This is a genomic window from Bacillus sp. CZDM1, from assembly GCF_055502545.1.
In genome coordinates this window covers 226,276-252,049 of sequence record NZ_JBUESO010000005.1, presented here as the reverse complement: position 1 = coordinate 252,049, position 25,774 = coordinate 226,276, and the positions used below count along the sequence as shown (strand labels likewise).

The following is a 25,774-nucleotide window of genomic DNA, read 5'->3' as shown; positions in this document are numbered from 1 at the left end:
AGGACTGTCAACGACAGTCCTTTTAATTTTCTGGCTGCGGTATTTGAATAGATGGTGTAATTCCACTGCCGCCATTATTATAAAATTGCGGTACCTCACCCTGTATCAATCTGCCTCCAACTGGAATCTTCTGCTCAAGTTTAGTGATTTCTGTTGCAAAAGGGGTTATGATTTGTACGGATACCTCTAAGTGAATTGCAACATCAATCCAAGTATTATTAATTCCCATTGGTTTTGGGTCGATTTTCACATCAGGACGCACCTCTCCGATGGCATGAAACCGAACGGGTATTTTTGGTCCTAAGTTTCCTAACAAAGCCATGTTGGTTGCCTGCCCTAATGGGACATTCCATACAATCCCATCCTCTCTTTTCTCATTAACCTCAATATCAACGTCTGTTAATTGCTCTAAGGAGGCGAGATCCCCTTTCTCTGCCGCATTTAAGTTTTTCTGTATCTCATTTGTGATTTCAGATAGCTTTTGGTTTATCACTTCGGTATTTAAACTAGCGCTCGGCTGCGCACCATTTTCTCCCTGCTCTACTGCAATGACATCCCCTACCTCGACGGTTTTTTTATTAATGGCTTTATTTATTACCTGCGAGGCAATTTGATTCGTTTTTGATTCCGCATATCTCATTAAGGAAGGCTCAATACCTTTGTTAACCAGCCATATTCCAAATGCAGTAGACAAAAGAAAAAAAACAAAAGATAGGAGCATGACATATCTGAAAGGTAACGGTCCTCGTTTCCGGGCACGAACACGAAACTTCGCCAAAAAAATCCCCCCTTCCATGCTATATGTATGCTTATAAAAGGGGAACTAGCCTATAAAATTATTAAAAAGCCTGCACAACTTGTGCAAGCTTTCTAAACCATTTTTAACAAGGCATCTTTCCCAAGCATTCCTTTTGTTATTCCTAAGTTTTCTGCCTCGGTTGTTACTGACTCCATTGGTGCATTAAGGAGCTGTTCAATGGTTTTTACTCCAACTGCTCTTGCGGCAATGATTTTTCGGTCCTTAAGCCTTGCGTTTAACAAACCGACATCTAAGGCACCGCACATAATGTATCCCTTATCATTGCTTACAGTGAGCAGTGTTGTTTTTGGTAGTAAGACAGTAACAGCCAAGAACGTGTGACCATTAATCTCTACCGGTGATAGCTCAATCAATTTACACACTCCTTTCCTCACTATCAACTTATGAAAGCGAAAGAAAAAGCGTGTAACAACTAGGACTGCAATTTCCATTTTAATAAATCTCGCAAAAACTCAGGAAGGAAGTATTCTTTTTCTTTATTTGGAAAAACGTTTTTAAAAAAATGTCCAAAGGTAAACATATCTGGAATCGCAAGAGAGTAGGTCTTTTCTAGATCCAGTTCATTGCCATTTATATAAATTATATGGTTTTCTTTAAAAGTAATCCGATCGTAAACACTGGCCCCCATTACTGTCCCTCTAAAGCCAAGCCCTGTAACTTGCCGCTTGGCCCAGTCATCAGACTTTGTTTCATTTATTACTTCTTTTAATTCCCTGCCTGTAAGTTGAATTTTACAGGGATTGATCGGATGAGGACAAATCGACAGCAAATCATAGGAGGTTACCTTCCCAGATAATGGACCCAATATAAGACCCGCGTTAACAAAGGCACAATCCGCCTTGCACCATTCCCTTAACGCTTGGCATAAAATCTGAGACAGCTCAGTAGCTTGAAAGGGATCATGAATGTATTCCTTAGGAAGGTTAGTAATTTTTTGATTTAACAGCTTCTTCCCTTTTCGGTAAATCTCCTTAGAAATTGCTTTCTCATCTTGTATAGCAGGGAGCTCCATTACGTTATATAATTTCGCATGTTTGCTACAAATCTTTTTATCAGCTATCTGAAGCGTTACATGGCCGACAAATCTGCCATGCTTGCCAGCTCCCGCAAGCAGAGTCTGCCCAACATGTTTTCCTTCAGGGAGTGTGTGGTGGGTATGCCCGCCAAGAATGACATCTATTTCTGGATATTTCATAGCAATTCTTTCATCATGGGTAAGGCCAAGATGAGAGAGCAGAATGATGACATCAGATTGATCCGTTAATAGTTGTATCCACTTTCCCAACTCCTCAAGCGGCTCAGTCAAGTGCCAGCCTAACAGATCATAAAGGAGCGAAAAATAGGCAGTTAGGCCGATTACACCAATCCGTGTTCCCTGTTTTGTCTGATAAATTTTATATGGTTTCAGCCATGCTGGATGCTGACCACTCTTGTCATAGAGATTAGCCACGACAACATCAAATTCACTTTTATCATACAGATGATTAAGCACTTCATAAGGAAAATTGATTCCTTCATTGTTCCCAATAGTAACAGCACTATAGCCACTCTCATTTAACAGCTCAATATTCCCCTGTCCTTCGGTCCCCTCTGAAAGCGGGTGCCAGCGGTCAATAAAGTCACCAATGTCAAAAAGATAAAAATCTTCCCCATTTTCTACATGATGTGTTCTTCGGTTATTTAAAAAATGCTGAATTCGCGGCCATCGTTTTAAATGGCTGTGAAGATCATTTGTATGATAAATATGGATCATTTCCATGGATGTTTCGCTTCCTTTTTATCCAATAATTCCTTGATAAATTAATCGTATGCCAACGATGATTAAGATGGTTCGTAATAATACTACAATTGTTTTGCTTTTAAGTTTGATGTTTAAATAAACGCCAACCTTTGCACCAATCCATGCCCCTGGAACTAAAGCCAAAGCAAGCAGCCAGTCCACATTTCCAAGCGTGATATGAGTAATGGAGCTAAGAATGGATGTTGGTAAGATCATAAACATGGATGTAGCTGTTGCGACATGGGGCGGAAAGAAGAAAAGCAGAATCATGGTTGGAACCATTAAGGACCCGCCGCCTACACCTAGAATTCCTGATAAAAATCCAACAATAAATGCAATAGCGACTCCCATCACAGGGTTAAAGCCATACTCAAAGACTTTTCCTGAATTATCCGTAAAACTCCTGAGAATCCCCTTATCTCTCCGGTAGGGAATCGGTTTTAGTTTATCTTTTAATAATAGAATACACGAAACAAAGAGAATAAAAATGCCAAAAAATAAATTGAATGATTTTAAGTTTAAAATCTCCGTAACCCATGCGCCTAGAATACTGCCTGGTCCACTGCCAATCAGAAAGATTAACCCGCTTTTATAGTCTACCGTTTTATGTTTCATATAAGCTAACGTGGAAGAAAGCCCGGTAAAAATCATGGTGAAAAGTGAGGTACCCACAGCTGTCTGAGGTGAGATATAACCAAATGCAGATAGAGAGCCTAAAAAGAGTAAGGAAGGAACAATGACGATACCTCCGCCTAATCCAATTAAGCTCCCTAAGGAACTACCCGCAATTCCTATTAGTATTAAAACAATCCATTCCATCATCTTTCTCCTTTATTTTAAAATAAATCTAATTGTCTAGGAGCAAGGTCCTCATATTTTATATCTAAAAGGGTAATCATTTCTTTTGCGTTATCTGCCGCATCTCCACCGGAATTGTTGTTAAATAGAACATAAACGTTTTGCGATTCCATGGATAGTCTCAGGATTATGTCTGCCCATTCTTGAAGTTCTTGTTGATTGTAGCGATAGAGGTACCTGACTTCACGCCAATCTGTATCCTGACGTTTTTGCCAGCCATGAACGTTTCGTCCGTGAAATCGAATGAGAAGGTTTTCTGGATCGATAGCCTCTACTATCGCTGGTATGGAGCCCTCACCTGATTGTGGTTCATCACAAAGGATTTGCTAAACAATTGTGTGAAATTACTTTATTGCAATAATACCACTTATTGGACTCATTTCAACCAAATAGTTATTGTGTAAAATAAATCAAAAAGGGGAAAATATCTAAAAAATAATGGCTACAAACGAATATTTATTCAAAATAAGTTATTTACAAACAATTCAACTTACATATTGACTTCATTAAAATTATTGAATAAACTATCATTAATTATCAAATAAAGGCAATGAAGAGAAAAAGTAAAATGATTATGTTTTTTCACAGAGAGCTTCGGTAGCTGAAAAGAAGCAAAAACGCTCATTTGAACAATGGTCTCAGAGCTTCGTACTGAACATACTTTTTGTATTAGTAGGATACGACGAGTTTTGGCACTCGTTATCAAAGTCACAGTATAAGGGTAATATTATTTACTCCGTACTTGCTGAGGCAAATGGTGTGAGCCATTTGCGAAATAAGGTGGTATCACGTGGAAATTCAAACCTCGTCCTTAACTATTACAGTTAAGACGGGGTTTTTTTGTTTTTAAATAACTTATATTAGGAGGCTATCAGTTATGAGTATATTTATCGGAGGAGCTTGGGCTTATGCAAACGGCTCACTACATTTAGGTCATATTTCAAGTTTGTTACCTGGGGATATTCTTGCGAGATATTATCGTCTAAAAGGAGAAAAGGTTTTATATGTATCAGGAAGCGATTGTAATGGAACACCAATTACAATAAGAGCGAAACAAGAAGGTGTTTCTCCAAAAGAGATTGCTGACCGTTATCACCAGGAATTTGTGGATTGTTTTTCGAGGTTGGGGTTCACTTATGATACCTATACAAAAACGGATACTATACATCATCATAAAATTGTTCAAGCGATATTTTTAGAGTTACTCGAAAAAGGATTGATTTATAAAAAAGAAATTGAACAAACGTATTGCGAACATGATAAGCAATTTTTGCCTGACCGTTATGTAGAAGGTATATGTCCTAATTGCGGTGAAAATGCACGTGGGGATCAATGTGATTACTGTTCAACTGTTTTAGAACCACTTGAATTGCTTGATAGAAAATGCAGAATTTGCGGTCATCCACCAACCACAAGGTATACAGAGCATTTTTACTTTTCTTTAAGTTCTTTCCAATCTATTTTGGAAAAATATACTCAAGAAGCAGAACATAACAATCTTTGGCGTCAAAATGCAATTTCCCTTACCAAACGTTACTTAAAGGAAGGTTTACAAGATAGAGCAGTTTCAAGGGATTTATCTATTGGAGTAAATGTTCCAGTTACTGGATATGAGGATAAGAAAATCTACGTTTGGATTGAAGCGGTTTCAGGTTACTACACAGCAAGTAAGCTATGGGCAAAGGACACAAAAAATGATGATTTACCTTTCTGGAATTCTTCCTCTATATCTTATTACGTTCATGGAAAGGATAATATACCATTCCACTCGATCATATGGGCAGGGATTCTTTCTGGTCTTGAAATAGAAGCATTACCAACACATATTGTTTCAAATGAGTATTTGACTTTAGAAAAGAAAAAATTATCAACAAGTAAAAATTGGGCTGTGTGGGTTCCAGATATTTTAGAAAGATATGATCCAGATTCCATACGCTATTTCCTAACTATTAATGCACCAGAGAACCGAGATGCTGATTTTTCTTGGAAAGAATTCATTTATAGCCATAACAGTGAATTATTAGGAGCATATGGAAACTTCGTAAATCGGACATTAAAATTTATTGAAAAATCATTTGATGGCGTTATTCCTGAAAAGAACATTACTTCAAATATTCAGGATAAAATTAACCGTTTATACAGCGAAGTAGGTAATTGTATTGAATCTACTTCTTTCAAACAAGGATTAGAAAAGGTATTTGATGTTGTAAGATTCTCGAATAAATATTTTGATGAACAACAACCCTGGAAACAAATAAATGATGATACAGAGTCATGCAAACAAACTTTGGCAGACTGTGTATATCTTATTGCCAATTTGGCTCATATACTAACTCCTTTCCTGCCTTTTTCAAGCAGAAAGGTTAAGGAAATGATAAATACAACAGAAACTAAGTGGGGAGCATTTTTCGTTAAATCAAAGCATTTGTCAAAAGTGCAACCATTGTTTGAACGAATAGATCCAGTAAGAATTGAAGAAGAGCTTGAAAAATTAAACAAACAAACGGTTTAAATAAATTCGATTAAGTTTATATTGGCACTTTAGTTTAACCAGTATTGGGAAACCATTATAAATTGGGTTTCCCTTAATTTTATTTACTCACAAAAGAGGCACATATTATTTTTAGTCTTTTGCATTTAGTTGTTCTGACAATTGTTTTATTCTGCTCTTTCTTAATGGTGTAACTACGTTACTCTGTTCCTTTTGACTTGGAGAAGGATTGCTATGAACAATATTTTTATTGTAGTCTTCAAACCGCTTGAAACCTTCCTCCTTATTTGTAAATGCTGTCTCGAAGAACAAATCAATAATTGGGTGTCGAGACTTACCAGTGGTCAATAGGTTTATTAGAGGAACGTCTGATTTATGACTCGCATTAAACCATGAGAATAATATTGTTTGTTGCTGTTCAACCAACTTTTGAAGTTCCTTGACCTTGTTTTTTTGAACCTCTATTTCCATTGCCTGCTGTTCTATCTTTTCAAGATACTTACTTGATTCCTTTGCCTTTTTTTCGTTAAGTTTTAATGCTTGTATGAGCCTCTTTTTATCAACCGTTTTTCCAGAGAAGAACTTATTGACACATTCCTCAGTATCTACAAAAGTATCAGTATTTTCCGTTTTATTTCCTTGTACAGTAACTTTATAGGATTCATTTGTTTCATCAACTATCTTTCTACCTTGACGATTTGATCTTCGCCAAAATTCATCACTTAACTGAAATGGTATTTCTCCGTTTTCATACAGTTTTTTGGCAAAGCGATACATTTCCGAGTAAGTAATTAAGCCAGTAATCTTCTCCTCTTGAATGTATTTAAACACGATATTTTTTATCACTTGTTCATCATATACCGTAGCCTTCCTACCCCTCGTCTCCAATGAATTCAATCCTTTCTTTAACGCTTGTTAGATTGACGTATCTTCTTATTGCGTTATCTATACGGTTAGACCTTATAATCAATTCTTTCCGCATTTCGGGATTATCGGAAGAATAATAGTCATCGGTCACGCTATCATATATACTCTTATACAAAGCCTTGAGGCTTTGTACAACTTCATTTATTTCAGATTTACTTGCATTTAATTTAACAGACAATATATGCTGTTTCTCCGATAATTCCTGTCTTGATATTCTCCAAGAATCACATTCCCAACAGTCCTCTACCATACAATTCTGTATTGAGTCTGTACAGTACCCATCTTTAAGTTTTATTTTAACGGTAGTGCCTGCTGGTTTTATAACAAACTTCTCAATGAAAGATGTTCCAATTGTCGTGATTTGTTGTCCAACTGTAGCATCTATTTTATTGCGGAAACTCTCTAAATCAATGCTTGAAACCAGTTCTAATATCTCAAGATCAACATAGTTTTGAATGTGACCAAAATAATGATTTTGTGCTTCTAATGATATATGACCGCCAAGTCGGGCAATTTCTACAGGGTGGTATCCCTGCCTACTAAGATTTACAAAAGCAATATGTCTGGTGTCCCCAGGTTTCAATTGCTGTGAAATCGTAAGTCCATTTGAATCCAACGGATTCCTATTCAAAGTAACTTTATATTTATCATACATCACATGTTTATAGAATGATTTCAATTCTTCTCTGAAAATGCTATTAGTAAATCTGTGTGGATTAAGTCTCTTTGCCTGCGTACCCTCAGTCGGCAACCAATACTGCCCTTTGAAGGTTTTTGGTATGGACATGTAGGAAATAAGGGTGTCAGTCTTACCCAAGCCGTCAGTTTCAAATTTATACTTTGCTATTTCTTGATACAAATGCTCAGGAATACTGATTTCATCTAACACTTGAATACGTCTTGCGTTGACTGCTTTTATCTTGTGCCTCGGCAATTTGATATAGAATTTTCCATTCCTCTCAAAAAGACATTCCCGTTGAATACTACAGTATTCACTCGGTCTCATAGGGATTAGGTTGGTTAGGTTCCACCAAAGCCATATCGGAAACCATTTTAAGTATTCTATCTTTGATAGTTTGCTTGAAAAGTAATCTTCCAATACTTTCGAGAAGATAAGAATATCCCTTGAGGGTGGGATAATCCTTGCCACGCTTTTTTCTGACTTCGGCTTGACTGAATGAATGAGTGATATATATTCATCTATGCTAAAATCAAACTCATTGTAATAGTCAAAGAAATTCAACATCGCTATACACAAGTTTTTTCTCATGCTGTCAGACATATTCACAATTACATCGGCAAGCTCGTCATAATTAGTATTTGTAAGCCCTTTAGATATATTTAAAAAGGTAAGGAACCCTTCGTTTACAATTGAAGAAATCCTTTGGGGATTGTATCCTTCATCAATAAGTGTAGTTGCCCAACATTTTACAATGTCAATGAATAGACTTGTACGGATACTCTTGTTAAATTGAACGGCATTTTTTATATTCTCAAACACAACAGCTTCTCTCTTGGATTCGTAAGGAACTTCAAGGAACCATTTCATTTCTTCGTAATGACATAAACTAAGATCATGTGATTCCATCTCCGATTGAAGAATTTGTTTTGCCTCTCCAATTGATTCCGCTAAATCAAAATGACTCTCATTGTACTCATTAATTGTATCTAAAACCTTTTCTAAGAACGTTGTTTCAATCATTTTTACCTTCACCCCTTTAACATAGCAAAAAGTCCTTTTGTGGGTCAGGAAGCCCTTCTAAGACCTCTACGAATCCATTGAAGTCTAAATCCATAAACATCTCAATGATTTCTTTTCCAAACTTCTGCTTCGCCTCTGCAATTGTAGAGAAGTCCATAAGCAATAAATTGTATAGCTTGGTTTTTTCTCCAATTGGAACATCTTCTTTATATGCAATGTCCTTATAATTTGAAAGAATACGCTTCATTCTTCTACAAATAGTGCTTAACGAGTAGAAGTGAGGGATAGAAAATGGACACTTGTTACATTCTGTTTTTTGAGCAATACACTTTGAAAAAAAACATTGGTACGTTTCTTCTTTGGCAGGAGAGAGACCTAAGTTGATAAGATTTAATTTGGATTTCAGTTCCTCCTTTGGTAACTCCTCTAAATATACTCCTAATTCTTCTTGTCGTATTGACAACAAATTCAAATATGAAGCCGTATCCTCCAATTTCACAACGTCTCCAAGGAGTTCTTTTAACTCTAACGAATGTCGTGTTGTATCTAATTTGTCTGTTGAACTTTCGCCTAATAAAAGAGCATTAACCTTTTGATAAACATATCCAAAGTATCCTGTATCAAATAGCCGTTCTGTGATAGAGTCTAAATGCTCTTGCGGTATTTGAATATAGACGTTTGTTGTCTCAGCTTGCGTATGACCTCTTAAATGCTGTGCAATCAATATTGGATCTCCATTCAGTGCAGTTGCAATTACTGAGCTTGTAATGGTTAGAACAGTCCTATTCATTTTTCTTGACTCAAACTGAAATTGATCTTTGTAGCTCTTGAAGAAATGGTTATGAGTTCCCGCAAAAACTTCGTTCTTTTTATTGTAGAAATGTATAAGAGTGGATTCATCATGGATATGAAAATTCCTAACCCTATATTCACAAATCAAGATGGCGTAAGCCATTGGTAACTTCAATTCGCTCGAACAATAGAATGTAGCTTTTTCTTGTGTCTTGTTATGTTCAAACCATTGTGCCTGATAAAATCTTATTATCTGTTCAGCGTCTTCCATTGTTAGATTTAAGCACTCTAAGGACTCAATAGAAGTAAGATTGAACTTATTAAAGTGTTCTGACCGATACCTTGAAAAATCGACAACTGTTCCTTTTCTCCAACCATTATTGATATGCAAAAGTACATACAGCCACATAGAATCATACTTCTTATACACTTTGCCATTTTTTAAGTCCTTCTGACTTTGTATGCCCTCTAAATCTTTAATAGCTAATTCCTTATGGAGTTTGTAATTTTTTACATATTTATATAAAGACATGTACTCTTCAAGCTCATACGTTTCTTTCGGTTTATTTTGTACTTGTCTGAAACTTTGCCGTTCAAAATTTAGTTTTGAAAGGTTAAGAACTTTCTTTCCCGTATTATGTTCTATGCTGTACACGACTTCATATAAGAACGCATAAATATGACCTTGATGTTTTTTCGGGATTTTTTCATTGAATATTCCCAAGTTCATCTCCTTTTCAGAGAATGCAAGGAGTTCCTTCGTATTTGCGAAATTGGCTATTACCTTTGTTGCATTTTTAAGGGAAGTAATTCTATTTAAGCAAGTATCTCTATTACCAGTCATCTTTCTTAATGTCTGATTGGCATATTGAAACCAAAGTTCTTTTGTGATTTGTGCATTCTCTGAAAACTGCACATTTTCAACTTCAAGAACTTGTTGTAAAAGAAAGGGGTAGTCCATAATAGTGTTGTACAAATCGGAGATTTTCCTTTCAATTCGCAATCTACCGATGAACTCGTCAATGCCTTTTTTGTCATATAAAACTTTTCTAAATTTGTACTTTTCCACTCTTAGAAGGGGAGAAATCGCCCTCTGAATCTCATACCGTTTTAATACATTGTCATCTGGCTTCGAAGTCCCTATTTCATTGTGAAACGCCTCAACTTCCTCCAGGGTATAAGTGTTTTCTGAAAGCTCCTTTAATGATTTTTCTTGTAAGTCTTTAAGAAAGAAAAAATCATCTTTGTTTATATTTAGATTAGTTCCACTTGAGAAGAATGGTTCAATAGCATAGATTTTAAATGATTCACGAAGATTTTCAGGCGTAATTGAAAGTATCTCTTGACAGTCTTGAATAGTAATTATATCTCGGTATTTCTTATACACATCCTCTTTTTTTACAAACTTACATTCATACAAATTTTGTAATTCCAAAATCCTTATTTTTTGTTTCAACAGATTATCTCTAAACGCTTTTAATTCAATATCGAGACCTAACTCCTTGTACGCTTCAATAAGTGAGAAATGTTCCTTCAAAAATCTTTCACAACTACTTTTTTTTACGAAAAGCCTTTCTTTCCTTGTAATTGGAATATCAAGTTCCAACAAGACTAATCCCGCTTGTTCAATGAAATTGTGTATTCCAGTAGAGTCTATTCTGATTGGTTTTCCTGCAATCTTCATAAAAGCCTCTTCTAAGGTAAAATAATTATTACGAATCGTGACCACTTTTTGAATGTAATTCTCTACTGATTTGATGGAAATGTAAGTTCGGTTATATCTATCACCTATCAACTTTGCCTCAATTTCCCCACCATCTATCAAGGTTTTCATCTTTGTATCATTTAACCCATAACGTTTCAAATTATACTCGCTGTCAAGTTCCGAAAAGAGTGCATATCCCTCCATCTACAAACCCCTCAAATCTCCGATTTTTGAATACGTTTTATCTGCTTGAGTCGTAGCTCTTGCTATTATCTCTATTGCTTCCTCTGTTTTCTTTTTAACATTTTGCTCTTCGATGTAACTATTCGATGATTGAATATTACTATCGCCCCTTGCAATCATCACTTCGCTTGCAGACCATCCTAATAAGAACACAAGCATATTGGTGTAAATTCCTCTTCCAATATGAGTAGACCAATTTTTTGATGTCAATAACTTATATGCCTCAAGATCGTTCTCAAGGAGAATACTTAAAAATCTATTTTTCACCCTTGTGAAACGTTCCCAATACGCTGTACCTGATATTGGTCTTCCAGTATGGATGGAACAAAACAGTGCTTGGTCATTCTTTAGCTTTCCGCTTCTCTCCATCCTTGATATTAACTCCTTATGTTTTTTGTACATCTCTAACACAATAGGAGCTTTGAATACCGCCTGTATTCTCGTCTTTTTTACTTGCTCTAACACTGTAAGTTTCTTGTCGGGGAACAAGATATTCCAATTGTCTTTTATGTTCAATGTAAGCTCTCCTGAACCTTTTCCGTTTGGTTCTTTTACGCTACTACACAAAAGATTCACTACTTCCCCTTTCCTCAATCCTCCGTAAAATTGAAAAGCAATACCCAACGCAATATCTGGAGCTTCTAATTCTGCTATTCTGATAAAAAGATTTACGAGGTCTAATCTACCATCTCCAAAGTCGTGTAGCCTATCATTTTCTCTCCCCATATCCCTTGTGTTTGGATACTCTGTCCCTAATTCAAAATTATCAAATGGACTTCGTACCACGACAGTCTTCTGACCCTTAATGCTACGTACTTCTTCTCTATACTGAATCTTCTCGTTGATTAAACCTTGTTCACTCAACCAAAGATAAAACTTTGTAAGCATACGGTCAGCATCTCTTACTTGTTGAGCAATGATTTCCTTTGCTCTTACCCTTTGTGTCAAATGAGTAATATAACTTGCTCCATGCTTTAACTGTAACCCACTTATACCAGTATCTATTAAATCTAAGAACATCTCTTCTTCATCGGAAATACAATCTAAGGTATAGTTCAAGAATTTTTTTATTTCTTCAGCATAGTTCTTCTGTGTTTTTAATGCTAATGATTTCCTATCAAACGTACTCTTTATGAAATTGGATAATGGGTGGGGTAAAAGCATCCCTGTCTCTTTATCCTCTATACACAGAAATATCTTATTCTCTTCAACTAAATTCCCTTGACGTACTTCCTGTATTCTCATTTGTTTGACTACAAATTTATAGCTCACTTTTATCCTCCTTACCGCTACCCGCTACGGGACTACATCCCCCAATAATGAATAAGAACACACATTCTATACATACAATATTAACCTATTAGTCTAAATATTTCCACACAAAAAAATGACTATTGTGTGAAATAGTCATCCTCATAATTATTTATATATCAACATTCCAGTGCAATAATTAATTAAATGTATTTTACTCCCCCAAATATACTAATCCATATCACAAATACTATGTATCCACTTTTCCTCTTTCATAAAATTAAGCGTATGCTGGCGAAACCGGGGTGTAAACCAAGATTGATGCCTGAACTCAAGTGCACAAGGTATATCACCCATTTGCGCTTTACACCATCGTAAATATTCAACATTTTCCCGTTTACAATCAAACCATGGCGGAAATTGAAAAAGCACCATGGCTAATTTATTTGCTTCTATGTATGGTTCTAGCGATTCTTTAAAGGCTTGAAACATTTCTTGTTTTGTTGCAAATGGGATATCCCCGCGTTGATGACCTGTCATACCTTGGTAGGCTTTAACAATGAACTGAAAGGATGCAGGGGTATCATTAACCCATTTTGCTGCATTCCTCTTGGGTTGGATGGCGTAAAAAGAAGCATCTACCTCTACAGTTGGAAAATGACCGGCATATTCTTTTAATTTATCCCTTGAGGAAATTTGACACGGATATAAGCTGTCCTGATCTCCCCAGCCAGTTACACCAATGTAAATCAACATTATCACCTCACATCTTTAATAATAATATACCCCTAGATTCTATTATTCGCTATCCGCAAGTATTTTTCGCTATCCGCCAGTATTTTCCACTATCCGCCAGTATTTCTCGCCATCCGCCAGTATTTTCTGCTATCCGCCAGTATTTTCCGCTATCCGCCAGTATTTCTCGCCATCCACAAGTATTTCCCGAAAACGCAAAAATCCGCCTGCCAAATTGGCAAGCGGATTGATTATTATCCGATAGAACCTTCCATCTCAAATTTTATGAGACGATTCATTTCAACGGCGTATTCCATTGGTAATTCCTTTGTAAATGGCTCAATGAAGCCCATTACAATCATTTCAGTTGCTTCTTGTTGTGAAATACCACGGCTCATTAAGTAGAAGAGCTGCTCTTCTGATACTTTAGAAACCTTAGCTTCATGTTCAAGAGAAATGTTGTCGTTTAAGATTTCATTGTATGGAATGGTATCAGAAGTTGACTGATTATCCATAATCAACGTATCACATTCGATATTGGCACGTGCTCCATCCGCTTTACGGCCGAAGTGAACGACACCACGATAGGTTACTTTACCGCCATGCTTAGAAATCGACTTTGAAACAATGGTAGAAGAAGTGTTTGGAGCTAAGTGAATCATCTTTGCTCCAGCATCCTGGTGCTGACCTTTACCAGCAATGGCAATCGATAATGTCATTCCACGTGCGCCTTCGCCTTTAAGAATAACAGCAGGATATTTCATCGTTAATTTAGAACCAATGTTGCCATCAATCCATTCCATTGTCGCATTTGCTTCACAAACAGCACGCTTTGTAACAAGATTGAAGACATTGTTTGCCCAGTTTTGAATCGTTGTATAGCGGCAATATGCATCTTTTTTAATAACAATCTCAACCACCGCACTGTGAAGTGAGTTCGTCGTATAAACAGGTGCCGTACAGCCTTCTACATAATGAACATGTGCGCCTTCATCCACAATGATTAATGTACGCTCAAATTGGCCCATATTTTCAGAGTTAATTCGGAAATACGCCTGTAATGGTGTATCTACTTTAACTCCTTTAGGTACATAGATAAATGATCCACCTGACCATACAGCAGAGTTTAGTGCTGCAAACTTATTATCTGTCGGCGGAATCGTTTTTCCAAAATGCTCACGGAAGATATCTTCATTCTCTCTTAGAGCAGAATCAGTATCTTTAAAAACGATGCCCAAATCTTCAAGTTCTACCTTCATGTTATGGTATACTACCTCAGATTCGTATTGAGCAGATACACCTGCAAGATACTTTTGTTCTGCTTCAGGAATTCCAAGCTTATCAAACGTTGCTTTAATTTCTTCGGGAACTTCATCCCAAGATTTTTCTGATTTCTCAGATGGTTTTACATAATAAGTAATTTCGTCAAAGTTTAAAGGCGCTAAATCTCCGCCCCATTGTGGCATCGGCATTTTGTAAAAATGCTCGAGTGATTTCAAACGGAAGTCAAGCATCCACTGTGGTTCATTTTTTAACTTTGAAATTTCTTCAACAATTTCACTAGTCAAACCACGCTTTGATCGAAATATGGAAACATCCTTATCGGCAAAACCGTATTTATAATCACCGATTTCCGGCATTTTTTTCGCCATCGACCTGTTCCTCCATTTCATAAACAAAAAGGGTGAATTCCCTTGTTTGTTCTATTGTTGTTCCTCTTCAGTTAACCCTTTTTCCATTGCCTTCCACGCAAGCGTAGCACATTTGATTCTGGCTGGAAATTTAGAGACCCCTTGAAGTGCTTCAATATCACCTAGGTCAATATCTTCGTCATAATCCTTACCTTGAATCATATCAGAGAAAATCTTTGAAAGCCGAATAGCGTCCTCCACTTTTTTCCCTTTTATAGCTTGTGTCATCATCGAAGCAGATGACATAGAAATGGAGCAGCCTTCCCCTTCAAAACGGACATCCTTAACGATTCCATCTTCAACCTTAAAGGTTAATTGAATTCGGTCGCCACAAGTAGGATTGTTCATATTGATGGTATGACTTCCATCCTCCAAAAGTCCGCGGTTTCGTGGTTTTTTATAATGGTCCATAATAACTTGACGGTAAAGTGCATCTAAATTAGAAGACATCGCTGAAATACTCCTTTGTTTTCACAAGTCCTTCAACCAACTTATCAATATCGTCTTCTGTGTTGTATAAATAAAAGCTTGCACGAGCAGTTGCAGATGCCTTTAACCATTTCATCAACGGCTGTGCACAATGATGTCCTGCACGGACAGCAATGCCTTCTGCGTCTAGAACAGTAGCAACATCATGTGGATGTACATCGCTAATATTAAAAGTAACAAGACCTGCACGTTTCGCAGCATCTAATGGTCCATAGATCGTCATTCCAGGAACAGATGACATTTTTTCTAATGCGTACGCTGCAAGCTTATGCTCGTGTTGTGCAATATTATCTAAGCCAATCTCATTTAAAAAATCAATTGCGGCACCAAGTCCAATGGCACCTGCAATGATCGGTGTTCCGGCTTCAAACTTCCACGGCAGTTCTTTCCAAGTGGATTCTTGTAAATGTACAAAATCAATCATTTCTCCACCGAATTCAATCGGCTCCATTTTTTCTAACAAATGCTTCTTGCCATATAAAACACCAATGCCTGTAGGTGCGCACATCTTGTGTCCAGAGAAAGCAAGGAAATCACAATCTAGATCTTGAACATCTATTTTCATATGGGGTGCACTTTGTGCTCCATCGACTACCATAATAGCTCCATTTTCATGGGCAATTCTCGCAATTTCCTTAACAGGATTAATAACACCAAGTACATTCGATACCTGCATAACAGAAACAACACGTGTTTTGGCTGTAATGGTTGCTTGAACATCATCAAGTGAAATCGTTCCATCCTCTTGAAGCGGGATGTACTTTAACACTGCTCCCGTCCGCTTTGCCACCTGCTGCCAAGGAATGATGTTGCTGTGGTGCTCCATGTACGTAATGACAATTTCATCACCAGCATTTAAGTTCTCAGCTGCATAGCTTGCTGCAACTGTATTTAATGCTGTTGTCGTACCCCGGGTAAAAATAACCTCTTGAGTTGATTTCGCATTAATAAACTTTCGAACCTTTTCCCGTGCCCCTTCGTAAGCATCCGTCGCGCGTGTTCCGAGCGTGTGGACACCTCGATGGACATTGGAATTGATTTCTTTATAATATTTCTCCACAGTCTCTATGACTTGGATTGGCTTTTGTGAAGTAGCTGAGCTATCCAAATAGACTAGCGGTTTTCCATTTACTTCTTGATCTAAAATAGGGAATTGACGACGAATATCATGGACATTCATTATCGTACTTTCCTTTCAATAACAGCAGTTAACTGCTTCTTAACTCCTTCAATTGGAAGCTGATTAACTACCGGCGCTAGGAAACCATGAATAACCAGACGTTCTGCTTCTTTTTTCGGAATTCCACGGCTCATTAGGTAGTAAAGCTGCACAGGATCAACACGTCCGACTGATGCAGCGTGACCAGCAGTTACATCGTCTTCATCAATAAGAAGAATCGGGTTCGCATCTCCACGTGCTTTTTCGCTGAGCATAAGTACACGTGATTCCTGTTCTGCATTTGATTTTGATGCACCGTGCAGGATATGGCCAATTCCATTAAAAATGGAAGAAGCACTGTCCTTCATGACACCATGCTTTAAGATATAGCCTTCTGAGTTTTTACCATAATGAACAACCTTTGTTGTAAAGTTTTGGGTCTGTTCACCACGTCCGACAACAACTGTTTTGGTATCTCCATAAGAACCATCACCCATAAGGTTGGTCGTATTTTCTGAAATGGTATTTCCTTCATTCATTAAACCAAGTGCCCATTCAATCCGAGCATCTCTTCCAGCAGACCCACGGCGATTCACATAAGTTGTTATACCCTTTGCAAGGGTATCAACAGCACCGTACTGAACCTTGGCACCAGCTTTTGCAACTACTTCTGTCACAATGTTAAACACACCATTAGCAGATTCAAGCGTTGACAGATAGTTTTCTACATAAGTTACCGAACTATTATCGTCTGCAACAACAATAACATGATTAAAAAGGTTCGCCTCAGCATGATCATGTAAATAAATAGAATGGATTGGTTCTTTGATTTCAACATTTTTAGGAATGTATAAGAATGCTCCACCATTAATTAGTGCTGCGTGGAAGGCAATCAGGCGATGTTCGTTTGTTTTAACAGCTTCTGTTAACAAGTATTTTTGCACAAGCTCGCTATGTTCACGAAGTGCAGTAAAGATATCTGTGAAAATAACACCTTGCGCTTTTAATTCTTCTGACAAAGAAATATACGCAGGTGTTTGATTCCGCTGAATATATAAGTTCTTAGCCGAAGCCTCATCACCTATTAATGCTTTTACTTCTTCTGGAAGCCCAGCAAGTGTTGTGAAAGCTTCACTTTTTACAGTATGATTATCAAATTGAGTGAAATTCCACTTATCAATTTTTGTTTTATCTGGTCTTGGCATTGGAAGGGTTTCGCTTAACTCAAATGCATTAACACGAAATTCCTCCATCCAAGCGGGCTCGTTCATTTCTTTTGAAAAAGAACGAACAAAATCTTTATCAAATGATAAATTCGTTTCTGTTGTCATGATTATCCTCCTAACGCAAACTCTTACGCTTCTTGCCCAACTGTTTCATCTTCGATTCCGAGCTCTTGCTTGATCCAGTCATATCCTTCTGCTTCTAAGCGTTGTGCTAGTTCTGGTCCGCCTGATTTCACAATACGTCCCTGCATCATAACGTGCACATAGTCAGGAGTGATATAATTTAAAAGTCGTTGATAGTGAGTAATAACTAAACAGCCAAATTCTTCTCCACGCATTTGATTGATTCCTTTTGAAACAACCTTAAGGGCATCAATATCTAATCCTGAGTCAATTTCGTCTAAAATGGCGATTTTTGGCTCAAGCATCATTAATTGAAGAATTTCATTACGCTTCTTCTCTCCACCTGAAAATCCTTCATTTAAATAGCGTTGTGCCATATCAAGATCCATTTCAAGGAATTCCATCTGCTTATCCATTTTGCGAATAAATTTCATTAGTGAAATTTCATTTCCTTCGCCAAGACGGCTGTTAAGAGCAGAACGTAAGAAATCCGCATTTGTAACCCCGTTAATTTCACTTGGATATTGCATTGCTAAAAATAGACCGGCACGAGCTCGCTCGTCTACTTCCATTTCAAGAACGTTTTGATCGTCTAGAGTAATATTTCCGCTCGTTACTTCATATTTTGGATGACCCATAATAGCAGAAGATAAAGTAGATTTACCCGTACCATTTGGTCCCATGATTGCGTGAATTTCTCCACCTTTTATTTCAAGGTTTACACCTTTTAAAATTTCTTTTCCATCAATTTCTACATGTAAATCTTTGATCGTTAATGTTGATCCAGCCATATATATACCTCCGCAAAGATAATTTTGTATCTTGTAGCCTCTGACGCCGGCCGCAAAATTCTATTCTCACTTTATTCTCATTACAATCTTATAACAAATCGAATGTGTTAGCAACTTATAAACAGTATTAACTTTCATGAAAAGATAAAGAAATTTATTTTCACTAAACACAAACCAAATGAGAATGAATAAGTAGACAAGATGTGTCTGTACTATAATAAATTCAGAATTTTAAAACATGTGACCGCTTTATGTATTCACATACGAATAAAATCATAACGTATTTATCTCTATTTTGCCAAGACTTCCTCATTATTATTTCCTACCTATTTTTACCTATTTTATTGGTTTCATGTAAGCAAAATAAAAATAGAAGAAAGCCAGTAAGTTCTCCTTAACTGGCTTTTGTGACTTTCTTCAATATTATTTCTTATTCAGATACCGTTACCGCACCTTGGTATTTTTCAAGAATGAAATCTTGGATTTCCTTTGAGCGAAGGACTTCAACAAGAGCCTTGATTTCTTCTCGGTCTTTATCCTCTGAACGGACAACTACTAGGTTTGCAGGAACAACATCATCACCTTCAAATGCAATTCCATACTTTCCAATGTCAACATTGCCTTCTAATGCGTAGTTCGTATTAATAACCACCGCATCCCCTTCACCACTTTCGAATGAAGTAGCTAATAATTTTGCTTCAATTAATGTTGAGAAATCAAGATTCTTTGGATTTTCAACAATATCCTCAACTCTTGCATTTTCGCCAACGCCTTCTTTAAGCTTAATTAAACCTTCTTTTTCAAAAATCGGTAAAATTCGTCCATGGTCACTTAGTGAGTCACTCATAATAATTTTTGCACCATTTGGAAGGTCTTTCAAACTTTTATATTCTTTAGAATATATGCCAATAGGTTCTTTATGAATTTCACCAACACTCACAAAGTCAAAATCCTTATTTTCCTCCATTTGCAAGGCTAAATACCCTGGTGTTTGGAAATAGTTTGCATCAAGGTCTTTATCTCTTAACGTTACGTTTGGAAGAATATAGTCTTGAAAAACCTGTACTTCTAAATCAATACCTTTTTCCTTTAATAAGGGTTTTGCCGCGTCTAGCACTTCCGCATGTGGTACAGCAGATGCACCAACAACTAATTTCTTGTTACCAGCTGAATCTGATGAATCGTCTTTTTCACCACCGCAAGCTGTTAATGCGATTGTTAAAATTGCTAATACTATAAAACTAATTATTTTTTTCATCTTCTTACACTCCTCCAGTTATCGTTTATCTGTTTTCTTTGTAAAATAATCTCCAATAAATTGGATAATAAATACCAAAATTAATATCGCAACCGTTGCAACTAGCGTAACAATTGGTCTGTTGCGCTGAAAACCTTCTAGATATGCGAAATGTCCAAGTCCGCCAGCACCAATGACCCCGGCCATTGCAGTAAAGCCAACTAGCGAAATAGCTGTGACTGTAATCCCTGAAATTAATGCCGGCAATGATTCTGGTATTAGGACTTTAAATATGAGATGACCATGTGTTGCACCCATCGATTGTGATGCCTCAATAACACCTTTATCGATTTCCCTAAGAGCGATTTCTACCATACGTGCATAAAAAGGAGCTGCACCAATAATTAGCGCCGGCAGGGCCGCGTTTGCACCGAGGATAGTATCAAGTAAAAATTTTGTAAACGGAATTAATAAAATGATTAAGATAATAAACGGGATGGATCTGAAAATATTTACAAAGCTTCCAATGATGACATTTATAGTCCGATTCGCCCATAAATTCCCTTCCGCCGTTAAAAATAATAGCAAGCCGAGAAGCAACCCTAAGACAAATGTGGCAAACACTGAAATGGAAGTCATATAAATGGTTTCACCTGTTGCAGCTAATAAATTTTCCCATTTTACTATTTCCATAAAGTTAGCCATTACTGATCACCTCCACTCCGATTTGCTGAGAATGAATATAATCAATGGCTTTCTGTATTTCGTTCGCTTGTCCATCCAAATGGATAAATAATGTTCCATATGATCCGTTTTGCGTGTGCGAAATTTTCCCTTGAAGAATATTTACAATGACATCATAATCTCGGACGATATTTGTGATTAGTGGCTGTTCTGTTGATTCCCCAACGAACGAAAGCTGGACCACTTTTCCTTGTGGAAAAAGTTCAAGTAGGTGTTCAATTGTTTCTCTGGTTTCTTCAGGTTCAGTAACCTGTTGGACAAATCGTTTCGTAATTGGCTGCTGCGGATGTTTAAACACATCCAAAACAGAACCGAGTTCGACGATTTTCCCACTTTCCATCACCGCAACCCGGTGGCAGATTTTTCGAATGACATGCATTTCATGTGTAATTAAGACAATCGTTAAACCAAGACGTTTATTGATATCTACTAACAATTCCAAAATGGAATCTGTTGTTTGCGGATCAAGAGCTGATGTTGCTTCATCACAAAGCAGTACTTTAGGATTATTGGCAAGTGCCCTGGCAATACCAACCCGTTGCTTTTGTCCACCACTAAGCTGTGATGGATACGCATTTTCTCTTCCCTCCAGGCCAACTAGCTTAACTAGCTCCGCGACCTTTTTCTTTCTTTGCGGTCCATTTACTCCAGCGATTTCTAAAGGAAAAGCAATATTCTCACTAACTGTCCTTGACCAAAGCAGATTAAAATGCTGAAAGATCATACTAATTTCCTGACGTGCTTTTCTGAGCTGGCTGCCTCTAATTTTTGATATAACCCGACCAGCAACCGTAACAGAACCCGCTGTTGGAAGCTCTAGTCCATTAAGCATTCGTATTAAGGTACTTTTACCAGCACCGCTATATCCGATTACACCAAAAATTTCTCCTTCTTTTATCTCTAAGTTCACATCATCGACTGCTTTAAGCTGTCCCTGTTTAGAAGGGAACACTTTTTGGACATCTTTTATAGAAATCATTCCATCACCTACTTTTATCCAATTAAAAATGAATTGCAAAAACTTCAACCAGATTGTACTTCTTAAATATAGGGTTTGATTGTTTTCGTAAAAACATTCTTATAGTAGAAAAATAAAAAACCTTTCTGCATTGGGCAGAAAGGCATCATAAATAAAAACCTTTCTCCCATCTTCCAAAGCAATCGCTTTGTGTGAATTGGCACCATTTCAATATAAATATTGACGGTTGCCGGGCTTCATCGGGCACATCCCTCCACCTCTCTTGATAAGAGCTATAGCATTCTATATTTAATTATTACGTTCACGAATTTAAGCAATCATTTTGGTACGAAAGTAATCTTATCACGGATAAAAAGTAGTGTCAAACAAATTTTCTTCATATTTTGAATAAACATTAATCTTACTTTATGCTTTTGCTTTGATGGAAGAAACACCTGTGGCAGCCTCAATCGCTGATTCTAGATCTTCGATCAGGTCCTCCACATTTTCGATGCCAATGGAAAGTCGAATTAAATCCTCCGAAACACCCGCTGACTTTAGTCCTTCTGCATCTAGCTGCTGGTGAGTGGTGCTGGCAGGATGGATAATTAAGCTTTTTGCATCGCCAACATTCGCTACATGGGCAAAAAGTGTAATACAATCAATTAATTTTGCTCCTGCATCTCTTCCACCTTTTATACCAAAAACAATCATAGATCCTGCACCCTTAGGTAAATACTTACTTGCCAATTCATAATCAGGATGTGAAGTGTGACCAGGGTAAGATACCCACTCTACTGCAGGATGCTTTACTAAATAATTCACTACTTCCTTGGTATTAGCAACATGTTCCTTCATTCTGACATGCAGGGTTTCAAGACCGAGCGTGAATTGAAACGCGTTTTGTGGACTTAATGCAGGTCCTAAATCACGTAATAACTGAACACGTGCTTTAATAATATAGGCAACAGCACCTAATGCTTCTGCATATACAAGATCATGATAACTCGGGTCAGGAGTAGTAAAACCAGGGAATTTTGGTGAATTCCAATCAAACTTTCCTCCATCTACAATAACTCCGCCTGTTGAAGTGCCATTCCCTAAAAGCCATTTCGTCGCTGAATGAATTACAACATCTGCGCCATATTCTATCGGTCTGCATAGGTATGGTGTAGCAAAGGTATTATCAATAATTAATGGAACTCCTGCTTCATGAGCAATTTCTGCTACTTTTTCAATATCAAGAATTCTTAAAGATGGATTACCAATCGTTTCAGCAAATACAGCTTTTGTTTTATCATTGATTGCTGCGCGGAAGTTTTCCGGATTTTCCGGGTCAACAAACTTAACCTTGATTCCATATTTAGGAAGTGTAACAGCAAATAAATTGTATGTTCCACCATATAAATTGGATGCAGAAACGATTTCATCACCCGCTTCAGCAATATTTAGGATGGCCAAGGTAATCGCAGCCATTCCGCTCGCAACCGCTAGCGCCCCTACTCCACCTTCCAACAGAGCAACTCTTTCTTCGAAAACAGTTGTTGTCGGATTATGGATTCGAGTATATATGTATCCAGTTTCTTTCAATGCAAAAAGATTTGCTGCATGTTCCGTATTTTTAAATTGGTAGGCATTATTTTGGTAAATCGGTACGGCCCGTGCTCCTGTTACTGGGTCTGGTGCCAATCCGCCGTGAACACTCAAAGTTTCAAAACGATAATTTTTTTGATTTTCCCCCATACTAACACTCCTCCATTTTTTTTAATACTGAAACTTAAAACCCCCTCTTTAAGAAGAGGGGGTCTCTCTCCTTATCTGCCAGAGTAGTAACTCTGCTGGAATTAGCACCGTGTTGTCAAACCGGTTGCCGGGCATCGCAGGGCCAGTCCCTCCGCCTCTCTGGATAAGAATTTATTGAATTGTAAGATTAATTGAATATTTTAAAAGAATAATACACTAAATCATGGAAATCTTCAATACCTTTAGGAATAATTCCAATAAAAAAACAGATAACAAGTACCTGTTTTAGTTAAAATGATGTTTTATTTTTTCATATAAATACGGAACGGATTGAAAAGCATAGATTGTATCTGCTATCTCCCCATTTTTTATAAAAATAAGGCAGGGAACACTTTCAATTTCAAACTGTTTCGCAAGATCTGAGTGATAATTCAAATTGACTTTTCCGATTTGTACATCAATCATTTTCTCAATAATTTGGAGCATTCTTGATGCTACCTGACAAGTACCACATAAAGGGGTATAGAAGTAAATGAGTCCAGATGAATGATTTTTTAAAAATGTTGATACTTCATCAAGGTTCCAATCGTTCATTATTTTAACCCATCTCTAAAAATTCAGAATGAACATCGATATTAGCGCCTAAAAGAACGGTAGCTAGATGGTACACTGGAGCAGTTGCTACTTCGCGGTACATTCTGTCTATATAGATATGTTCGGCTTGAGGGAACTCCCTTTTCAATTGTTTGCGCAGCTTTTCACCAGCATCATCAGCATCAACAAGGATATAGACCTCTTTATCTTCAAGAGAATCAATTAATTCATCCAATTTTGACATACTAATGGTACCATTTGTACAAACAATGTCCATCGGTTCTTTCAGGATACTTTTTACCTTTTTCTTATCTGATTTTCCTTCAACAATCAGAACTTTATCACCATACGTATCACTCATCATTCATCACCTATACGAAAGAAAGTTATTTGTTGATGTTAACATATTCAATAAATTTAATAACGTGTCTATATGTTAACTATACCACGATTGACCTTTTGATAATAGGTGTTTGCTTGTAAGTACTTATACTAGCACCATCCACCATCATCACAATCTGTATATTTTGCATCTGGCTGTTCAGTAACTGTCACATTCTGAAAAATCTTCCGTTGCTCTACTTCAAATCGTTGATCTAATTGAAAAGTCATGTCCCCTGGTAACTGTATCTTACCAATAGAGGTATTATCTAGAAATAATTCCATCTCACCATTTTTCATTTTACCAACTACTCGATCTGTCACATCAATTTTCTGCTGTTTCAATGTCATTCCAAGATCCCCTTTTAATTAAAGTTTATTCTATTATCCCCTAGATTTAGAATATACAAGATGCGAAATTTTCCCATTAAAAAAACACCTTGAGGATCAAGGTGTTTTGGTATTATTAGTCTTCTTTAATCATTGCTTCATATTGTTCTGCTGTCATTAAGTTGTCCAATTCACTGCTATTAGAAGGCTCAATGACAATCATCCAAGCTTTTTCATATGGAGAATCGTTTACGAATTCAGGACTGTCACTTAAATCTTCATTCACCTCAACAACCTTACCACTTAGCGGCGCATATAATTCAGAAACTGTTTTCACAGATTCAACACTGCCAAAAGGCTCATCAGCAGTCACTTCATCGCCCACTTCAGGAAGCTCAACGAAAACGATATCGCCTAACTCAGATTGTGCAAAATGAGTGATCCCTACACGGACTGTTTCTCCTTCAAGTTTTACCCACTCATGTTCTTCAGAATAACGCAATTCCTTTGGTGTAGTCATTACAAAATCCCTCCATTATTTTCTAAAAATCAATGATCGATATAAATCGATTTTACCTTAATTACTTTTTGAAAAGTATAGATATGCTCATAACCACATTTTTTCATACTCTTCTTCTTTGAAACCTACTGTTACCTTTTCCCCATCTGTTAATAATGGTCTTTTGATTAGCATCCCATCCGAGGCTAACAAATCTAGCAGCTCATCTTCTGAAGCAGTGGATATTTTATCCTTAATCCCCAGTTCACGATACTTTTGCCCGCTTGTATTAAAGAACTTCTTTAATTCAATGCTGCTTTTTTCGTAATAATCCTGAAGTTCTGCCTTAGTCGGTGGGTTTTCAACAATATGTATTTCTTTGTAGGCAAGCTGATGTGCATCCAGCCATTTCTTTGCATTTCGACATGTACCACATTTCGGATACCAGTAAAAAGTAAGAGACATCTGTTCCCCCTCCTTTGCACAAAACATCAATGACATCATT

Annotated in this window: 23 protein-coding genes, 2 pseudogenes, 2 riboswitches and 1 other annotated feature; of the genes and pseudogenes, 1 reads left to right on the top strand and 24 read right to left on the bottom strand. The window is 37.0% G+C overall.

Annotation, left to right across the window (positions count from 1 at the left end):
- Positions 1-22: 22 nt before the first annotated feature.
- The 5 genes and pseudogenes from yunB to ACY3XC_RS13845 all read right to left on the bottom strand — a co-directional run.
- A complete protein-coding gene (gene yunB / locus ACY3XC_RS13865; protein ID WP_464869083.1) occupies positions 23-778 on the bottom strand; it encodes a sporulation protein YunB in 756 nt (251 codons plus the stop codon).
- 92 nt (positions 779-870) lie between these two features.
- Positions 871-1,173, bottom strand: a complete 303-nt coding sequence (locus ACY3XC_RS13860) for a YunC family protein (RefSeq protein WP_464869082.1) — start codon at positions 1,171-1,173, stop codon at positions 871-873.
- A 59-nt stretch (positions 1,174-1,232) separates the two neighbouring features.
- Positions 1,233-2,579 carry a bifunctional metallophosphatase/5'-nucleotidase gene (locus tag ACY3XC_RS13855; RefSeq protein ID WP_464869081.1) on the bottom strand — a complete coding sequence of 449 codons (1,347 nt, stop codon included), beginning with the start codon at positions 2,577-2,579 and terminating at the stop codon, positions 1,233-1,235.
- 18 nt (positions 2,580-2,597) lie between these two features.
- Positions 2,598-3,419, bottom strand: a complete 822-nt coding sequence (locus ACY3XC_RS13850) for a sulfite exporter TauE/SafE family protein (protein WP_464869080.1) — start codon at positions 3,417-3,419, stop codon at positions 2,598-2,600.
- Between the two features lie 17 nt (positions 3,420-3,436).
- Positions 3,437-3,778: pseudogene (locus ACY3XC_RS13845) on the bottom strand (DUF72 domain-containing protein); the annotation flags it as partial.
- A 221-nt stretch (positions 3,779-3,999) separates the two neighbouring features.
- Positions 4,000-4,274, top strand: a binding site (T-box leader).
- A 61-nt stretch (positions 4,275-4,335) separates the two neighbouring features.
- On the opposite strand from ACY3XC_RS13845, the gene metG reads away from it, so the two are divergent.
- Positions 4,336-5,970 (top strand): methionine--tRNA ligase, encoded by a 1,635-nt coding sequence (gene metG, locus ACY3XC_RS13840; protein ID WP_464869079.1) that lies wholly within the window; start codon positions 4,336-4,338, stop codon positions 5,968-5,970.
- Between the two features lie 111 nt (positions 5,971-6,081).
- On the opposite strand, the gene ACY3XC_RS13835 is transcribed toward metG, so the two are convergent.
- The 19 genes and pseudogenes from ACY3XC_RS13835 to ACY3XC_RS13745 all read right to left on the bottom strand — a co-directional run bounded on the left by ACY3XC_RS13835 (position 6,082) and on the right by ACY3XC_RS13745 (position 25,734).
- Positions 6,082-6,837 (bottom strand): hypothetical protein, encoded by a 756-nt coding sequence (locus ACY3XC_RS13835; protein ID WP_464869078.1) that lies wholly within the window; start codon positions 6,835-6,837, stop codon positions 6,082-6,084.
- Positions 6,821-8,578: a hypothetical protein gene (locus tag ACY3XC_RS13830; RefSeq protein ID WP_464869077.1), complete on the bottom strand. Its 1,758-nt coding sequence runs from the start codon at positions 8,576-8,578 to the stop codon at positions 6,821-6,823. Before ACY3XC_RS13830 ends, ACY3XC_RS13835 begins: the two co-directional genes overlap by 17 nt.
- Positions 8,579-8,594: 16 nt before the next feature.
- Positions 8,595-11,279: a hypothetical protein gene (locus ACY3XC_RS13825; protein ID WP_464869076.1), complete on the bottom strand. Its 2,685-nt coding sequence runs from the start codon at positions 11,277-11,279 to the stop codon at positions 8,595-8,597.
- Complete coding sequence (locus ACY3XC_RS13820; protein WP_464869075.1) at positions 11,280-12,590, bottom strand: hypothetical protein; 1,311 nt, start codon at positions 12,588-12,590, stop codon at positions 11,280-11,282.
- A gap of 219 nt (positions 12,591-12,809) precedes the next feature.
- Positions 12,810-13,322: pseudogene (locus ACY3XC_RS13815) on the bottom strand (DUF72 domain-containing protein); the annotation flags it as partial.
- Positions 13,323-13,558: 236 nt separating this feature from the next.
- Positions 13,559-14,956, bottom strand: a complete 1,398-nt coding sequence (gene sufB / locus ACY3XC_RS13810) for a Fe-S cluster assembly protein SufB (protein ID WP_464869074.1) — start codon at positions 14,954-14,956, stop codon at positions 13,559-13,561.
- 51 nt (positions 14,957-15,007) lie between these two features.
- Positions 15,008-15,445 carry a Fe-S cluster assembly sulfur transfer protein SufU gene (gene sufU / locus ACY3XC_RS13805; protein WP_464869073.1) on the bottom strand — a complete coding sequence of 146 codons (438 nt, stop codon included), beginning with the start codon at positions 15,443-15,445 and terminating at the stop codon, positions 15,008-15,010.
- Entirely contained in the window at positions 15,435-16,664 is a 1,230-nt protein-coding gene (locus tag ACY3XC_RS13800; RefSeq protein ID WP_464869072.1) for a cysteine desulfurase, read from the bottom strand. The genes sufU and ACY3XC_RS13800 overlap by 11 nt, the downstream gene beginning before the upstream one ends.
- Entirely contained in the window at positions 16,664-17,974 is a 1,311-nt protein-coding gene (sufD, locus tag ACY3XC_RS13795; protein ID WP_464869071.1) for a Fe-S cluster assembly protein SufD, read from the bottom strand. Before sufD ends, ACY3XC_RS13800 begins: the two co-directional genes overlap by 1 nt.
- Before the next feature lie 23 nt (positions 17,975-17,997).
- On the bottom strand, positions 17,998-18,783 hold the full coding sequence (sufC, locus tag ACY3XC_RS13790) for a Fe-S cluster assembly ATPase SufC (RefSeq protein WP_179156431.1): 786 nt from the start codon (positions 18,781-18,783) through the stop codon (positions 17,998-18,000).
- A gap of 430 nt (positions 18,784-19,213) precedes the next feature.
- Positions 19,214-20,041: a MetQ/NlpA family ABC transporter substrate-binding protein gene (locus ACY3XC_RS13785; protein WP_464869070.1), complete on the bottom strand. Its 828-nt coding sequence runs from the start codon at positions 20,039-20,041 to the stop codon at positions 19,214-19,216.
- An 18-nt stretch (positions 20,042-20,059) separates the two neighbouring features.
- Complete coding sequence (locus tag ACY3XC_RS13780) at positions 20,060-20,725, bottom strand: methionine ABC transporter permease (protein ID WP_464869069.1); 666 nt, start codon at positions 20,723-20,725, stop codon at positions 20,060-20,062.
- Positions 20,718-21,743, bottom strand: a complete 1,026-nt coding sequence (locus ACY3XC_RS13775; RefSeq protein WP_464869068.1) for a methionine ABC transporter ATP-binding protein — start codon at positions 21,741-21,743, stop codon at positions 20,718-20,720. The genes ACY3XC_RS13780 and ACY3XC_RS13775 overlap by 8 nt, the downstream gene beginning before the upstream one ends.
- A gap of 163 nt (positions 21,744-21,906) precedes the next feature.
- Positions 21,907-22,015: riboswitch (SAM riboswitch) on the bottom strand.
- A 133-nt stretch (positions 22,016-22,148) separates the two neighbouring features.
- The gene (locus tag ACY3XC_RS13770; protein WP_464869067.1) at positions 22,149-23,465 is read right to left on the bottom strand and encodes an O-acetylhomoserine aminocarboxypropyltransferase/cysteine synthase family protein; all 1,317 of its coding nucleotides are present in this window, start codon (positions 23,463-23,465) and stop codon (positions 22,149-22,151) included.
- Positions 23,466-23,533: 68 nt separating this feature from the next.
- A riboswitch (SAM riboswitch) is annotated at positions 23,534-23,635 on the bottom strand.
- 115 nt (positions 23,636-23,750) lie between these two features.
- A complete protein-coding gene (locus ACY3XC_RS13765; protein WP_464869066.1) occupies positions 23,751-24,059 on the bottom strand; it encodes a thioredoxin family protein in 309 nt (102 codons plus the stop codon).
- A 4-nt stretch (positions 24,060-24,063) separates the two neighbouring features.
- Complete coding sequence (locus tag ACY3XC_RS13760) at positions 24,064-24,420, bottom strand: toprim domain-containing protein (protein WP_464869065.1); 357 nt, start codon at positions 24,418-24,420, stop codon at positions 24,064-24,066.
- A gap of 131 nt (positions 24,421-24,551) precedes the next feature.
- On the bottom strand, positions 24,552-24,791 hold the full coding sequence (locus tag ACY3XC_RS13755; RefSeq protein ID WP_283952480.1) for a YusG family protein: 240 nt from the start codon (positions 24,789-24,791) through the stop codon (positions 24,552-24,554).
- 115 nt (positions 24,792-24,906) lie between these two features.
- Positions 24,907-25,290, bottom strand: a complete 384-nt coding sequence (gcvH, locus tag ACY3XC_RS13750) for a glycine cleavage system protein GcvH (RefSeq protein ID WP_464869064.1) — start codon at positions 25,288-25,290, stop codon at positions 24,907-24,909.
- Between the two features lie 87 nt (positions 25,291-25,377).
- On the bottom strand, positions 25,378-25,734 hold the full coding sequence (locus tag ACY3XC_RS13745; RefSeq protein ID WP_464869063.1) for an arsenate reductase family protein: 357 nt from the start codon (positions 25,732-25,734) through the stop codon (positions 25,378-25,380).
- Positions 25,735-25,774 lie beyond the last annotated feature (40 nt).

Excerpts from the sequence above, each read along its gene's own strand:
- ACY3XC_RS13780 (WP_464869069.1), bottom strand. The coding sequence starts at position 20,725 with ATGGCTAACTTTATGGAAATAGTAAAATGGGAAAATTTATTAGCTGCA.
- gcvH (WP_464869064.1), bottom strand. The coding sequence starts at position 25,290 with ATGACTACACCAAAGGAATTGCGTTATTCTGAAGAACATGAGTGGGTA.
- ACY3XC_RS13755 (WP_283952480.1), bottom strand. The coding sequence starts at position 24,791 with ATGACATTGAAACAGCAGAAAATTGATGTGACAGATCGAGTAGTTGGT.
- ACY3XC_RS13855 (WP_464869081.1), bottom strand. The coding sequence starts at position 2,579 with ATGGAAATGATCCATATTTATCATACAAATGATCTTCACAGCCATTTA.
- ACY3XC_RS13775 (WP_464869068.1), bottom strand. The coding sequence starts at position 21,743 with ATGATTTCTATAAAAGATGTCCAAAAAGTGTTCCCTTCTAAACAGGGA.
- ACY3XC_RS13830 (WP_464869077.1), bottom strand. The coding sequence starts at position 8,578 with ATGATTGAAACAACGTTCTTAGAAAAGGTTTTAGATACAATTAATGAG.
- metG (WP_464869079.1), top strand. The coding sequence starts at position 4,336 with ATGAGTATATTTATCGGAGGAGCTTGGGCTTATGCAAACGGCTCACTA.
- ACY3XC_RS13785 (WP_464869070.1), bottom strand. The coding sequence starts at position 20,041 with ATGAAAAAAATAATTAGTTTTATAGTATTAGCAATTTTAACAATCGCA.
- ACY3XC_RS13765 (WP_464869066.1), bottom strand. The coding sequence starts at position 24,059 with ATGAACGATTGGAACCTTGATGAAGTATCAACATTTTTAAAAAATCAT.
- ACY3XC_RS13745 (WP_464869063.1), bottom strand. The coding sequence starts at position 25,734 with ATGTCTCTTACTTTTTACTGGTATCCGAAATGTGGTACATGTCGAAAT.
- sufC (WP_179156431.1), bottom strand. The coding sequence starts at position 18,783 with ATGGCTGGATCAACATTAACGATCAAAGATTTACATGTAGAAATTGAT.
- sufB (WP_464869074.1), bottom strand. The coding sequence starts at position 14,956 with ATGGCGAAAAAAATGCCGGAAATCGGTGATTATAAATACGGTTTTGCC.
- ACY3XC_RS13825 (WP_464869076.1), bottom strand. The coding sequence starts at position 11,279 with ATGGAGGGATATGCACTCTTTTCGGAACTTGACAGCGAGTATAATTTG.
- ACY3XC_RS13760 (WP_464869065.1), bottom strand. The coding sequence starts at position 24,420 with ATGAGTGATACGTATGGTGATAAAGTTCTGATTGTTGAAGGAAAATCA.
- ACY3XC_RS13800 (WP_464869072.1), bottom strand. The coding sequence starts at position 16,664 with ATGAATGTCCATGATATTCGTCGTCAATTCCCTATTTTAGATCAAGAA.
- sufD (WP_464869071.1), bottom strand. The coding sequence starts at position 17,974 with ATGACAACAGAAACGAATTTATCATTTGATAAAGATTTTGTTCGTTCT.
- sufU (WP_464869073.1), bottom strand. The coding sequence starts at position 15,445 with ATGTCTTCTAATTTAGATGCACTTTACCGTCAAGTTATTATGGACCAT.
- ACY3XC_RS13850 (WP_464869080.1), bottom strand. The coding sequence starts at position 3,419 with ATGGAATGGATTGTTTTAATACTAATAGGAATTGCGGGTAGTTCCTTA.
- ACY3XC_RS13770 (WP_464869067.1), bottom strand. The coding sequence starts at position 23,465 with ATGGGGGAAAATCAAAAAAATTATCGTTTTGAAACTTTGAGTGTTCAC.